The sequence below is a fragment of the Streptomyces sp. genome (genome assembly GCF_031181705.1).
GTDB lineage: Bacteria > Actinomycetota > Actinomycetes > Streptomycetales > Streptomycetaceae > Streptomyces.
The window spans coordinates 1-13,550 of the sequence record NZ_JAPSKN010000149.1 but is presented as its reverse complement, the minus strand read 5'-3'; the positions used below and the strand labels follow the sequence as shown (position 1 = coordinate 13,550).

The 13,550-nt window shown below is 74.0% G+C and carries 12 protein-coding genes; 5 read left to right on the top strand and 7 right to left on the bottom strand.

What is annotated here, in order from left to right; all coding sequences use genetic code 11:
• Window positions 1–65: 65 nt before the first annotated feature.
• Window positions 66–3,434, top strand: a complete 3,369-nt coding sequence (locus tag RIN80_RS22860; protein ID WP_375141782.1) for a WD40 repeat domain-containing protein — start codon at window positions 66–68, stop codon at window positions 3,432–3,434.
• Between the two features lie 164 nt (window positions 3,435–3,598).
• Here RIN80_RS22860 and RIN80_RS22855 read toward each other — a convergent pair whose 3' ends face one another.
• The 5 genes from RIN80_RS22855 to RIN80_RS22835 all read right to left on the bottom strand — a co-directional run bounded on the left by RIN80_RS22855 (window position 3,599) and on the right by RIN80_RS22835 (window position 6,392).
• On the bottom strand, window positions 3,599–4,171 hold the full coding sequence (locus tag RIN80_RS22855) for a GNAT family N-acetyltransferase (protein ID WP_309097515.1): 573 nt from the start codon (window positions 4,169–4,171) through the stop codon (window positions 3,599–3,601).
• Between the two features lie 37 nt (window positions 4,172–4,208).
• Window positions 4,209–4,433: a hypothetical protein gene (locus RIN80_RS22850; protein ID WP_309097514.1), complete on the bottom strand. Its 225-nt coding sequence runs from the start codon at window positions 4,431–4,433 to the stop codon at window positions 4,209–4,211.
• A gap of 44 nt (window positions 4,434–4,477) precedes the next feature.
• Complete coding sequence (locus RIN80_RS22845; RefSeq protein ID WP_309097513.1) at window positions 4,478–5,017, bottom strand: DinB family protein; 540 nt, start codon at window positions 5,015–5,017, stop codon at window positions 4,478–4,480.
• Between the two features lie 9 nt (window positions 5,018–5,026).
• On the bottom strand, window positions 5,027–5,464 hold the full coding sequence (locus tag RIN80_RS22840; protein ID WP_309097517.1) for a hypothetical protein: 438 nt from the start codon (window positions 5,462–5,464) through the stop codon (window positions 5,027–5,029).
• Between the two features lie 61 nt (window positions 5,465–5,525).
• The gene (locus RIN80_RS22835) at window positions 5,526–6,392 is read right to left on the bottom strand and encodes a bifunctional DNA primase/polymerase (protein ID WP_309097512.1); all 867 of its coding nucleotides are present in this window, start codon (window positions 6,390–6,392) and stop codon (window positions 5,526–5,528) included.
• Window positions 6,393–6,767: 375 nt separating this feature from the next.
• On the opposite strand from RIN80_RS22835, the gene RIN80_RS22830 reads away from it, so the two are divergent.
• The 3 genes from RIN80_RS22830 to RIN80_RS22820 all read left to right on the top strand — a co-directional run bounded on the left by RIN80_RS22830 (window position 6,768) and on the right by RIN80_RS22820 (window position 9,810).
• Complete coding sequence (locus RIN80_RS22830; RefSeq protein WP_309097511.1) at window positions 6,768–7,094, top strand: hypothetical protein; 327 nt, start codon at window positions 6,768–6,770, stop codon at window positions 7,092–7,094.
• A 315-nt stretch (window positions 7,095–7,409) separates the two neighbouring features.
• Window positions 7,410–7,970: a SigE family RNA polymerase sigma factor gene (locus RIN80_RS22825; RefSeq protein ID WP_309097510.1), complete on the top strand. Its 561-nt coding sequence runs from the start codon at window positions 7,410–7,412 to the stop codon at window positions 7,968–7,970.
• Window positions 7,971–8,130: 160 nt separating this feature from the next.
• Window positions 8,131–9,810 (top strand): long-chain fatty acid--CoA ligase, encoded by a 1,680-nt coding sequence (locus tag RIN80_RS22820; RefSeq protein ID WP_309097509.1) that lies wholly within the window; start codon window positions 8,131–8,133, stop codon window positions 9,808–9,810.
• A 93-nt stretch (window positions 9,811–9,903) separates the two neighbouring features.
• On the opposite strand, the gene RIN80_RS22815 is transcribed toward RIN80_RS22820, so the two are convergent.
• Window positions 9,904–11,115, bottom strand: a complete 1,212-nt coding sequence (locus tag RIN80_RS22815; RefSeq protein ID WP_309097508.1) for an MFS transporter — start codon at window positions 11,113–11,115, stop codon at window positions 9,904–9,906.
• Between the two features lie 128 nt (window positions 11,116–11,243).
• Here RIN80_RS22815 and RIN80_RS22810 point away from each other — a divergent pair, with 128 nt between their 5' ends.
• Window positions 11,244–11,822, top strand: a complete 579-nt coding sequence (locus tag RIN80_RS22810; RefSeq protein ID WP_309097507.1) for a TetR family transcriptional regulator — start codon at window positions 11,244–11,246, stop codon at window positions 11,820–11,822.
• 18 nt (window positions 11,823–11,840) lie between these two features.
• Here the strand turns inward: RIN80_RS22810 and RIN80_RS22805 are convergent.
• Window positions 11,841–13,550, bottom strand: a 1,710-nt coding sequence (locus tag RIN80_RS22805) for a response regulator (protein ID WP_375141781.1), incomplete at its 5' end; no start/stop codon positions are given.

The window sequence follows — 13,550 nt, the reverse complement described above, 5'->3', positions numbered from 1 at the left end:
CCGATCACAGCCGAGCCGATCACGGCGGTCACCGTGCCGGTGGTCCCCGTCGGGTCGAGCAGGTCGTGCAGCTCGTACCGGGTGCTGATCCGCTCGCGGAGCTGATCCGGCGGATACCGGAGCTGGAGCTCGTCGTCCCGGTGAGCGCCGGGCGGGCCGCGGCGGAGCCGGAGGAAACCCGCGCCCCTCTCCTCCCGGACGCCGTCCGCGCCGCCGTCACCGCCTGGGCCCGGCGCGAGGCCCCCGCCGGTGCCCGCCCGGTCGTCATCGTCGACCAGTTCGAAGAGACGTTCACTCTCTGCCCGGACGAGGCGGAGCGGCGCGCCTTCATCCAGGTCCTGCACGCCGCCTGCACACCCGCCCGCCCGGGCGAACCGGCCCCGGCGGTCGTCGTCCTGGGCATACGGGCGGACTTCTACGAGCGCTGCCTGCGGTATCCGGAACTGGCCGACGCGCTCCAGCACCGCCACATGGTGCTCGGGCCGCTCACCGCCGCCGAGCTGCGCGAGGCGGTGACCGGACCGGCCAAGGCCGTCGGGCTGGAGCTGGAGCCGGGCCTGGCCGAGCTCATCGTCCGGGAGGTCAGTGCCGACGGCCCGCGCGGGGCGCACGACGCCGGTGTGCTGCCGCTGCTGTCGCACGCCCTGCTCGCCACCTGGCAGCGCAGGAAGGCGGGCCGGCTGACACTGGCCGGCTACCGCGCGGCCGGGGGCATCCAGGGCGCGGTCGCGGCGACCGCCGAGCGGGCCTGGTCCCGGCTCGACCCGGCGGCCCGCACGGCGGCGCGGCTGCTCCTGCTCCGGCTGGTCAGGCTCGGCGAGGACACCCAGGCCACCCGGCGGCGCGGCACCCGGCGGCAGCTCGCGGACGAGTCGAACGACCCCGGCAAGACCGAGGAGTCCCTCGAAGCGCTGGTCCGCGCCCGGCTGGTGACGCTGGACGCGGAGACCGTGGAGATCACCCACGAGGCGCTGCTGCACGCCTGGCCGCGCCTGCGCGACTGGATCGACGAGGACCGCCAGGGCAACCTGCTGCGCCAGCGCCTGGAGGAGGACGGCCGGGCCTGGGAGGAGTCGGACCGCGACACCTCCCTGCTCTACCGGGGCTCGCGGCTGGAGCAGGCCCACACCTGGGCCAGGTCGGCCGGGGACACGTTCCTGACCCGCAGCGCGGTGGAGTTCCTGGCCGCCTCGGTCCGGCTGCGCCGGCGCTTCCTGTGGATCACCCGGAGCGCGGTGGCGGCGCTGGTCGTGCTCGCGGTGCTGGCCGTCGGGTCGGCGGTCATCGCCTTCAAGCAGCGCGACGACGCCGTGTTCGAGCAGGTACTGGCCCAGGCCGACCGCGTCCAGGACACCGATCCCTCGCTGTCCGCGCAGCTCGACCTGGTCGCCCACCGGCTCCGGCCGGACGACGAGGGCGCGAACAGCCGCCTGATGTCCGTCGTGAACGCCCCGCTGGCCACCCCCCTCATCGGCCACACCGGCGCCGTCTACCTCACGACGTTCAGCCCGGACGGCACGACCCTGGCCACCGCGAGCTACGACCGGACCGTCCGGCTGTGGGACGTGTCCGACCCCCGGCGCCCCAAGCCCTTGGGCGGACCGCTGACCGGCCACACCAGCTGGGTGAGCAGCGCGGTGTTCAGCCCGGACGGCCGGACGCTGGCCAGCGCCGCCGACGACGGCACGATCCGGCTGTGGGACGTGACGGACCCGGGCCGTCCGAAGCGGCTCGGCGCGCCGGTGACCGGCCACGAGGGCACGATCTACCTGATCGCCTTCAGCCCGGACGGCCGCACGCTCGCCTCCGCGGGCGACGATCGCACCGTCCGGCTGTGGGACGTGGCCGATCCGCGCCGGCCGCGGGCGCGCGGCGAGCCGCTGACCGGGCACACGGCCGCGGCGCGCTCCGTGGCGTTCAGCCCGGACGGCCGGACGCTGGCGGCGGGGGGCGACGACGGCACGATCCGGCTGTGGGACGTGGCCGACCCCGGTCGTCCGCAGCGGCTCGGCGCGCCGCTGACCGGCCACGGCGCCCTCGTGCACACCGTGGCCTTCAGCCCCGACGGCAGGACGCTCGCCAGCGGTGGCGAGGACAACACCGTCCGGCTGTGGAACATGGCCGATTCTCGTCGTCCGGAGCAGATCGGAGCGCCGCTCACCGGCCACACCGGCCCGATCTGGTCCGTGGCGTTCAGCCCGGACGGCAGCATGCTCGCCGCCGCCAGCGCGGACAGCACCGCGAGCCTGTGGAAGGTCGGTGATCCGGCGTACGCGTCACAGGTCGGCGGGCCCCTGGCGGGCAGCAGCGGCGAGATGTACGCGCTCGGCTTCAGCCCCGACGGCCGCACCCTCGCCACCGGCACGGGTGACAACAAGGTCCGCCTGTGGGCGCTGCCGAGGTCGGACATGACCGGACGGACGGGATCGTTCCGTTCCGACGGGCGGGTGCTCGCGACGGCGGGGCGGGACGGCCGGGTGCGGCTGTGGGACGTGCGGAAGCCCGGCAGTCCGGTCCGGATCGGCGAGCCCTTCCGGCCGGGCAAGGACGGTGTGCGCACCCTGGAGTTCTCCCCGGACGGCCGCACCGTCGCGGCCGTGACGGGCGACCGGACCGTGCGGCTGTGGAACCTCAGCGATCCGGAGCACCCTGTTCCGTACCGCTCCTCCATCCCCCTGCGCATCCGGTACGCCGACCCGCTGGCCTTCAGCCCGGACGGGCGCGTGCTGGCCACCGCCCACGACGACCGCACGATCCGGCTGTGGGACATCGCCGACCCGTCCCGTCCCCGGCCGCTCGGCGCGCCCCTCACCGGTCACAAGGGGTACGTGAACTTCCTGGTGTTCAGCCCCGACGGCCGCACGCTCGCCAGCGGCAGCGCGGACGGCACCATCCGGCTGTGGGACGCGGACGACCCGGCGCGGATCACCCTGATGGGCACCCCGCTCCGGGGACACCGCGGAGCCGTCAACGCCCTCGCCTACAGCCGCGACGGCCGGACGCTGGCCAGCGCCGGCGACGACACCTCCGTCCGCCTCTGGGATGTCACGGACCCCGCCCGTGCCTCCCAGGACAAGCGCCTCACCGGCCACACGGAAGCGGTGGTGTCCCTCACCTTCAGCCGGGACGGCCGCACCCTGGCCAGCGGCGGCAACGACAGCACCGTCCGGCTGTGGGACGTCGCCGACCCCGCCGGGGCCACCGCGATCGGCCAGTCGATGAGCCCCGGCGCCGAGACCGGCAACTTCCTGGCGTTCAGCCCCAGCAGCCACATGCTCGGGGTGTCCAGCGGCGCCGACACCATCCGGATCTGGGACCTGGACGTCGACCGGGCGGTGGACCGCATCTGCGCGATGACCCGGGGCGTGCTGACGCCGGACACCTGGCGCGCGTACCTGTCCCGCCTCTCCTACGATCCGCCGTGCGACGAATGAGCCCCGTTTTGCCCAACAGGCAAGTTTTTCAAGGAAGTTGAGTGAAACGAGTCACAAGTACGACGTTCTGACGGTCAGTCGGCTCGCCGAGCACAAGCGCTTGTTACCCTTGGCCATGGCTCGACCGCTGGTGCATCCCCCGTCGCCAGCGGTCGGGCCTTTCTTCAGCGCAGGTCGAGCCGCATCAGGACCCGGGGATGACCGGCCAGGACCGAGGTGGTGGCCGCCGCCAGGGTGAAGCCGGCGCGCTCGAAGTTCCCGCGCAGACCGGCGTAGGCCATCGTCAGGTCGACCCTGGCGTCGCCGTTGTCGAGGGGGTACGCCTCGATCGCCGGCGCCCCGTGGGCCCGGGCGAAGTCGACGGCGCCGGCGATCAGGGCGTGGGAGATGCCCTGCTTGCGGTGGCCGGGGCGGACCCGGACGCACCACAGCGACCAGACGGGCAGGTCGTCGATGTGCGGGATCCTGCGGTTGCGGGCGAAGGAGGTGTCCGCGCGCGGGGCGACGGCGGCCCAGCCGACCGGTTCGTCACCGTCGTAGGCGAGCACGCCCGGGGGCACGTCCGCGCGGCACAGCTCGGCGACGTAGGCGCCGCGGGCCGGGCCGCGCAGTTCGTTGTTGAGCTTGGAGGGGATCCGGTAGCTCAGGCACCAGCAGACGTTGGCGGTCGGCGACTTCGGGCCGAGCACGGCGCGGACGTCCTCGAAGTCCGTGGCGGGGCGCACGTCGATGCTCATGCCCTCACGATGACATGTGCGGCGCGGCGCCGCCGGATCAGGCCCTCGGCGGCGGCGAGACGGCCTGGCTGAAGGCGGTGTAGAACGGCTGGGCCATGCTCGCGAGGGCCGAGGCGCCCTGCGCGAACGGGGTGAGCGGATCGATGGAGCCCGACCGGCTGTCACCGCCGCCGCCCTCACCGGCCAGGGCGGGCGAACCGCCCTGGAGGACGACGAGGGCGAGCAGCAGCACAGCGGCACGGGAGAGCAGACGCATTCGCATGCCCGCTTCAACGAACCGCCTTCTCGCAGGTCACAGACGTGCTGTTAGTGATTTTGACGTACCGCGGAGGCCACCCGCAGCAGCCGCAGCTGGCCGATCTCGCTCACGTTCTTGGTCAGTTCCGTGTTCACCCACGCCACCATGTGCGCCACGGTGTAGCGGGGATCGCCGGGCCAGGGGAAGGGGGCCGTGGCGTCCAGGTCCGTCTCGTCCAGGCCGTCCAGGACCGCCAGCCACCGGGTGCGCAGGTCCCGCAGCCAGGTGACGGTCGGCGTGCCCTCGCCGGGCCAGACGACGTCCGCGCGGTCGCGGGGCGGGCGGCCCTGCGCGTGGTCGAGGGCGACGCTCCACCACCAGCCGATGTGCCAGCTCACCCAGGCGATCGTGGGCACCGGGACCGGGTCGGGTTCGGTGTCCGCCCAGTCCGGGGTCCAGGTGCCGTCGGCGGCCCGGCGCATCGTCCAGCAGTGCGGCGCGGGCTCCCAGAGGAAGTCCTCCGGCTCCAGCCGCTCCAGGTGGTACTCGAACAACCGCCAGGTCAACTCGAACTGATCGCGCAGCAGTTCCGTGCGGGAGGCGCTCATCGGACCACCCTACGAGGCGGTCCGGGCGTCCCGGGCCAGGGCCGCCCAGTCGAGGTCCCGCAGCGCGGGTTCCGCGTCGCAGCCGGACGGCAGGCGGGGCGTGGCCTGGAACCAGACGACGACCAGGCGCGAGCGGTAGGCGACCGGGTCGCGGGCCGGGTCCAGGGCCGTGGACTGGAAGGTGCCCAGGCAGGCCACGGGCGGCAGCACCTCCACGGGCCCGAGGCCGCCCGCGTACTGGTCGGGGTACTCGCGCGCGGGCGGCACCAGATGGACCGGCGTGCCGGGACGGGCACGCTCGGCGGCGCGCACCAGGCGGGCGATGCGCAGGTCGTTCACCGGCTTGCAGGGGTAGCCCGCCGGGAGGTCGCCGTAGGTCGACGAGAGGCGCAGCTCGGCGAGGTCGACCGAGCGGCCCGAGGCCAGGACGAGGCGGGCGAGCGCCATGGCCGGGGTGTTGCCGTACGGGTGCATGGGGGTCTTCCGGTGCTCAGGGACAGGGCTCGGGTCAGGGCCGGTGTCCCGTCATCCGGGCCGCCGACGCGATCGTCGCGCGGGCCTCACGCTCGGACAGGCCGGTGTTCAGGGCCGCCTCGACCAGGGGGGCCACGAGAGCCGGGCCGGTTCCCTCCTCGTAGGCCCGGCAGGCCGCCCAGAACAGGCGGGTGTTGCGCTGGCCCTCGTGCGCGGTCAGGACGAACTGGACCAGGCCCTCGCCGTGTCCGCCGGCCGTCGCGGGTGTGGGGTGGTGGGCGCGGGGTGGCGGGAGCAGCAGCCGCAGCAGGGAGCGCGGGCAGCGGGCGGGGGGCAGGTGGGCGGTGCCGGGCGCGGCGGCGTACACGCCCCGGTCCGTGCGGGAGCCGGGGCCGACGAGGTAGCCGCCGGCGCCCCGGATGTCGATGCCGGGGGCGAGGCGGCCCGCGGAGTTGGGGACGACCATGTCGGGCGGGCCGCTCAGCCACAGGTGACGCCCGCCCGACGGAGTCAGCACCACCACCGTCGGGGGGATCGTGAACAGGTGCCGCAGGGCCAGCTCGCGCAGGGCGGCCGAGGAGTCCGTGCCGGTCTTCACGTCCAGGTCGATGCCGATCAGATGGTGCGGGGGCAGGCCGCAGGCGATGCCGTAGCCGGTCGCCCAGGGGGCGGCGGCGAACAGTGCGCGGATGCGGCCCGGGTCGCTGGAGGCGTCGTACACCCCGTGGCCGAGGCGGCCGCACTCGCCGTGGCAGGGGGAGGGCGTGGGGTCGTCGCGGTGGGGGGAGCGCAGCGCGGGCAGCTTGGTGCGCGACAGGGGGATGACGGCCAGCCCGCGCTCGGCGGCTGACAGGGCGTGTGCGAGGGCCAGCGTGGTGGCCTGCCGGTCGGTGGTGGCCATGGCTCCAGTTTCGTACGTACGTTCGAAAAAGAAAAGGGGGAGCGGTCCCGACGCGCCGGAGCGGGCTGCTGTGCCCGAAAAGTGCGGGAACGTTCCTCCCTTGCGGCACCCGGGTTCGAACGCCCCTTTCCGCTCCAGTTCGGGACGGAAGTGAAGCGAAGGGGTTTATCGACTTGTCATCACGCTTGCGTGCGAATGGTGGCTTCCGGGATGGTTCGCCGGGGTTCCGGTGGGCAACTCTGGACTCGCGACGTCGCACGGAAAGCCAGGGCGGCCGGCCGACTTCCCTGGTGGCAGCAGTACTTGAGCAGCAGTCGGCGCACACACGGCCATGAGCCCGTGCGCACGGTTCCGAAGTCCTGGAGGGACAACAACATGGCAAGCATCCGTACCGCCCGCGTCATCGCCGCCGTCTCCGCCCTTCCGCTCGCGGTCGCCGCCCTCGCCGGCGTCGCGGCGGCGGACAACGGCGCCCTCGCGGGCAACGGATCCATCGCGGCCGTCACCGGGGCCGAGCAGGGCATCCTCGGCAGCGGCGTCGGCGGTGACAACTTCGGCAACGCGGCGACCACCCAGCAGCAGGCCGTGGGTGAGGGCGCCGCCAACCAGAGCAACACCGCCCAGGTCAACGGCTCGGCGTTCACGGCCGTCAACCAGGGCAACGCCAACACCGCCGTCAGCTTCGCCCCGCTGTGGTGGTGAGCTGAGCGGGCCGGTGCGCCGGCCCGCCGTCCGGGTGGGGTGTGCTTCAAGGGGTGACAAGCGTCTGAGCGGCGGTGCTTCCGGTACCGCCGCGCAGGCGTTTTCTCGCGCTCGGTCCTGGTCACAGCGGGCACGGGCGTCCCCACGTCCGGACTCGTCCTGACCGACACCCCCAGGGGTGAACCCGCAGTACGCGGCTCTTGCCGCTCCACCTACAGGAGGTGGAGTCACCCCCACCCCTACAACCTGAGGGGGACCCCGCTTCGGGACCTGCGGCCGATCCGCCCGGCACCGCCCCGCTCATAGCGTTGAGCCATGACCACACTCGTCTGCACGAGCGCTTCGAAGGCGGCCGCACCCACGGCGCAGACCCTTCCGTACCCGTCGTTCTCGTCGTACGTCAGGGCCCGCCAGCCGGTGCTGCTGCGTACCGCCCGCTCGCTCACCGGAAACCCGAGCGACGCGGAGGACCTGCTGCAGACCGCGCTCGCCAAGACGTACGTCGCCTGGGAGCGCATCGAGGACCACCGTGCCCTCGACGGCTACGTGCGCCGGGCGCTGCTGAACACGCGGACCTCGCAGTGGCGCAAGCGCAAGGTCGACGAGTTCGCCTGCGAGGAGCTGCCCGAGCCGGACCCGGTGCCCGGCGGTGACGACCCGGCCGAGCAGCAGGCGCTGCGCGACGCGATGTGGCGGGCGATCATGCGGCTGCCCGCCCGGCAGCGGGCGATGGTGGTCCTCAGGTACTACGAGGACCTCAGCGAGGCCCAGACGGCCGAGGTGCTCGGCGTGTCGGTGGGCACGGTGAAGTCGGCCGTGTCCCGGGCCCTGGGCAAGCTGCGCGAGGACGCCGAGCTGGGGCTCGCCCGCCCGTGACGTCCGGTGTCCTGCCCGGTCAGGGGCCCGGCAGAACGCCGTCCGGCCCCGCCGTGAGCTGTTCCGCCCGCATGGCGTGATGTGATCGATCACCCGGTCCTAGTGACATACCGCGTGGTATGTGCGCAGAATCAGCGCGACCCTTACCACCGCGTAGGCAATGTCGCCCCGGGAGGACGCCGTGCTGAGCACCATGCAGGACGTACCGCTGCTGATCTCGAGGATCCTGACCCACGGGTCGACGATCCACGGGACATCGCAGGTGACCACGTGGACCGGTGAGGACGAACCGCACCGCCGCTCCTTCGCGGAGATCGGCGCCCGAGCGGCCCAGCTGGCCCACGCGCTGCGGGAGGACCTCGGCGTCACCGCCGACGAGCGCGTGGCCACCCTCGCCTGGAACAACGCGGAACACGTCGAGGCGTACTTCGCGATCCCGTCCATGGGCGCGGTCCTGCACACCCTGAACCTCCGCCTCCCGCCCGAGCAGCTGGCCTGGATCGTCAACCACGCCGCCGACCGCGTGATCATCGCCAACGGTTCGCTGCTCCCCCTGCTCGCCCCGCTGCTGCCGCACCTGAAGACCGTCGAGCACGTGGTCGTCACCGGCCCCGGGGACCGCTCGGCGCTCGCCGAGGCGACCGCGCAGGTCCACGAGTACGAGGACCTGATCGCCGGGAAGCCGACCTCCTACGACTGGCCCGAGCTGGACGAACGCCAGGCCGCCGCGATGTGCTACACCTCCGGCACCACCGGCGACCCCAAGGGCGTGGTCTACAGCCACCGCTCCATCTACCTGCACTCCATGCAGGTCAACATGGCCCAGTCGATGGGCCTGACCGACCAGGACACCTCCCTGGTCGTGGTCCCCCAGTTCCACGTGAACGCCTGGGGCCTGCCGCACGCCACGTTCATGACCGGCGTGAACATGCTGATGCCGGACCGCTTCCTGCAGCCGGCCCCGCTCGCCGCGATGATCGAGGGCGAGCGGCCGACCCACGCCGCCGCCGTCCCGACCATCTGGCAGGGCCTGCTCGCGGAGCTCACCGCGCACCCCCGGGACGTCTCCTCCCTCACCCAGGTCACCATCGGCGGCTCGGCCTGTCCGCCGTCGCTGATGGAGGCCTTCGACAAGCTGGGCATGCGGGTCTGCCACGCCTGGGGCATGACCGAGACGTCCCCGCTGGGCACGGTCGCCCGTCCCCCGGCCGCCGCGGTCGGCACGGACGAGGAGTTCGCCTACCGCCTCACCCAGGGCCGTTTCCCGGCCGGCGTCGAGGCCCGGCTGACCGGCCCGGGCGGGGAACGCCTTCCGTGGGACGGCGAGTCGGCCGGTGAGCTGGAGGTGCGCGGCGCCTGGATCGCGGGCGCCTACTACAACGGCCCCGACGCCGAGCCGCTGCGCCCCGCCGACAAGTTCAGCGAGGACGGCTGGCTCAAGACCGGCGACGTCGGCACCATCTCCCCCGACGGCTACCTGACCCTCACCGACCGCGCCAAGGACGTCATCAAGTCCGGCGGTGAGTGGATCTCCTCCGTGGAGCTGGAGAACGCGCTGATGTCCCACCCGGACGTCGCCGAGGCCGCGGTCGTCGCCGTCCCCGACGACAAATGGGGCGAGCGCCCCCTGGCCACGGTGGTCCTCAAGGAGGGCGCCACCGCCACCTTCGCGACCCTGCGCGCCTTCCTCGCCGACGAGGGCAAGATCGCCAAGTGGCAGCTCCCGGAGCGCTGGACGGTCATCGAGTCGGTCCCGAAGACCAGCGTCGGCAAGTTCGACAAGAAGGTGCTGCGCAGGCAGTACGCACAGGGCGAGCTGGACGTCACGTCCCTGACCTGACCTGACCTGACCGCGGCGAGGAGCCCCCGGCGTCTGCCGGGGGCTCCTCGCCGCATGGGCACGTCCGGGAGACTCCCCGCCACGACCATGCCCTCACCGCCGCGGCCAGCTGAGCCCCCACCCCAGCACCAGCCACACTCCCGCCACCCCGCACACCCCGCCCCAGCCGAAGTGGCTGTACGCGGCTCCCGCGAGGGCCGACGCCGCCGCGCCGCCCGCGAAACCGGCGACGACGTAGGCGGTGTTGGCGGTGGCCGGGGTGGAGGTCGCGGTCAGGGCGAGGGTCTGGTTGGCGACATGCGACGCGACCAGCGCCGCGTGGATCAGGACGGCGGCGGCGAACAGCGCGGCCAGCGCGTGCCCGCCCAGCCAGAACAGCGGCACCGACACGGCGGCCAGCAGATACGCCGACCGCACGACCCGGGTCGCGCCGAACCGGTCCACCAGCCCGCCGGCCAGCGGCGCCACCGCCGTCGCCGTGAGCCCGAACAGTCCGAAGAGCCCGGCCGCCGCGGTGGACAGCCCGTACGCCGGCCCGGTCAGCAGCAGCGCGAGCGACGTCCACAGCGCGCTCCACGCACCGAACATGCCGGCCTGCCGCACGCAGGCCCGCCACAGGTCGGACGAGCTGCGCAGCACCGACGGCAGGGCCGCCAAGCCCGAGAACAGCGAACCGGTCCCGCGTCGCCGCGAGGGCAGGACGGAGGCGGTGGCCAGCCCCAGGGCGAGCGTGAGCACGGCCGCGCCCGCGAACACCCAGCGCCAGCCGAAGGCCTGCCCGGCCAGACCGCCCAGTACCCGGGCCCCGACGATCCCGGTGAACAGGCCCGCGATCACGGCCGCGACATGCCGGGCCCGCCGGTGTGCGGGGGCGCGTTCGGCGACCAGCGGCACGAGCAGCTGCGGGATCACCGTCGCCGCCGAGGCGACGAAGACGGCCACCGCGAGCGCCCCGACGCCCGGCGCGGCCGCGCTGGCGAGCAGCGCGACCGTGGTGACCAGTGTCAGCCCGGCCACCAGCCGGCGCCGGTTCGCGCTGTCGCCGAGCGGGGCGAAGAACAGCAGGCCGACGGCGTAGCCGAGTTGCGCGACCGAGGCGATCCAGGCGACGGCCGAGGGCGCCGAGCCGAAGTCGCGGGCCATGAGGGAGAGCAGCGGAGCGGCGAGATAGATGTTGGCGGCGGTCACCGCGCTGCACACGGCGATCAACGTGAGGAAGAGGCCGGGGGCGGGCGTGCGGTCCCGTCGCGCGGGGGCCGTGCGGTGGGGTGCGGTCGTGGCCGCTGACGACGTCGCTGACGACATGAGGGGAGGACTCCTTGGAGTCGGATCTAACAACTAACTGGTTGGTTGGCGAACTGCCCAACAGCATGGGCGGCCCGTTCATTCCTGTCAACCAAACGGTTGGTTACCTGGCGCGCTACCCTCTTCGCATGGCAGCAAGGGACCCCGAGGCCACCAAGGCCCGGATCTTCGAGGCGGCGGTCGCCGAGTTCGCCCGGCACGGCATCGCCGGTGCCCGCATCGACCGCATCGCCGCCGAGGCGAAGGCCAACAAGCAGCTCATCTACGCCTACTTCGGCAACAAGGCGGAGCTCTTCGCGATCGTCCTGGAGCGCAAGATGCTCCACCTCGCCGAGGCCGTGCCCGTCGACCCGGACGACCTGGAGAGCTGGATCGACCGTCTGATGGACTACCACGCCGACCATCCGGAGCTGCTGCGCCTGCTCTTCTGGGAGGGCCTGGAGTACGGCAGCGCCGAGCTGCCCCACGAGTCGGACCGCCAGGACCACTACCGCCGCAAGGTCGCCGCCCTGAAGGACGGCCAGGGCCGGGGCGTCGTCACCGACGCGATCCCGGCGGCCGACCTGCTCTTCCTGCTGACCGCCCTCGCCAACTGGACCGCCGTCGTCCCGCAGATGCGGCGCATCCTGGTCGGCGACGACGCGACCGACCGCGACCGCCTGCGCGCCTCGGTGAAGGAGGCGGCGCGCAGACTCACGGCGCGCTGAGCCCGAGGGCCCCGGAGGCTAGTTGTTGCCGATCCGGCTGAGCAGTTCGACGATCCGGGACTGCACCTCGCCGCTGGTGGACCGCTCGGCGAGGAAGAGCACCGTTTCGCCCGACGCCAGCCGCGGCAGGTCGGCCTGGTCGACGGCGGCCGTGTAGACGACGAGCGGGGTGCGGTTCAGCTGCCCGTTCGCCCGCAGCCAGTCGATGATCCCGGCGTACCCGGTTTGCCGCCGGTGCACCTGCATCAGATCCATGACGACCAGGTTCGGCCGGAACTGCCCGGCCAGCGCCACCGCGTCCGCGTCACTCGCGGCCCGCGCGACCTGCATCCCGCGCCGCTCCAGCGTCGCCGTCAGCGCGAGCGCGATCTCCGCGTGCTCCTCGACGAGCAGGACGCGCGGCGGGTGCTGCTCGCTGTCCCGGGGCGCCAGCGCCTTCAGCAGCACCGCCGGATCGGCGCCGTACGCCGCGTCCCGCGAGGCCTGCCCGAGACCGGCGGTGACCAGCACCGGCACCTCCGCGGCCACGGCGGCCTGCCGCAGCGACTGCAGGGCCGTCCGCGTGATCGGACCGGTCAGCGGGTCGACGAACAGTGCCGCGGGGAAGGCAGCGATCTGCGCGTCGACCTCCTCGCGCGAGTGCACGATCACCGGCCGGTAGCCGCGGTCGCTCAGCGCCTGCTGCGTGCTGACGTCCGGCGCCGGCCACACCAGCAGCCGCCGCGGGTTGTCCAGCGGCTCCGGCGGCAACTCGTCGTCCATCGGCTGCGGGCGCGGCGGATCGGCCACCTCGACGGCACCGCCCGGACCGTCCAGCGGCTCGGGGCCCTCGGCGGCGTTCTCGTCCGGGGCGCCTATGGCGTACGAGCGCCCGCCGCCCTCGGTCGTCTGCGCCGGCCGTGACTGGCCGGCGAGGGACGGCTGCGCCGGAACGGGCGCGGAGACCTGGGCGGGCACCTGCGCCGGGACCGGCGTGGGCACCGGCTCGGCCGCCGGATGGGGCCGGGCGGCCTGCTCCGGGCGGAGCGCCTGATCGGGACGGGACGCCGCTTCGGGACGCGCCGCCTGTTCGGTACGGGCGGCCGGGTCGGGCGGGGTGCCGAGCTTGCGGCGACGGCCGGAGCCACCCGGCTGGTGCGGGGGAGGCGTCGCGGACGGCTGCTGGACCTGGGCCGCCTGCCGGTTGAACGGCACGCCCTGGCCCAGGGTCCGCACGCTGATCGCCCGCCCCTGCGTCGAGTGGGGATCGGCGGGCGCCCCGGCCTCGGCGGGCAGCGGCTGCGCCGCACGCGGCATGCCCTCCGGGGGCAGCGGGGTGCCCGGCGCCGGAGTGCCGGGCTGCGCGGCGGCCTGCGGTACGGCGACACCGGCTCCCGAGGTGTCGTCGGCGGCGGGCCAGGGCTGCGGCGCGGGGGCGGGGACCGGACCGGCGGTGTTCGGCCCCGCCGCGGCCTCGGCGGGGAGCGGCTGCCCGGCGGAGGCCTGCGGCTCCGGCGCGGCACCGCTCAGCCGCGGCAACGGCTGCGCGCCCTGCGGCCCGGCCTGGACCGGCGCCTGCCCCGGAAGAACGGCCTGCACACTCTGCCCGAGCCCACCCGGAGCGGGCACGGACACGCCCTGCGGGGGTACGGCGGCACCCTGCGGGGGTACGGCAGCCCCCTGTGGCGGCACGGCGACGCCCTGCCCGGGTGCGATCACGCCCGGCGGGGGCACACCGACGCCCTGCGG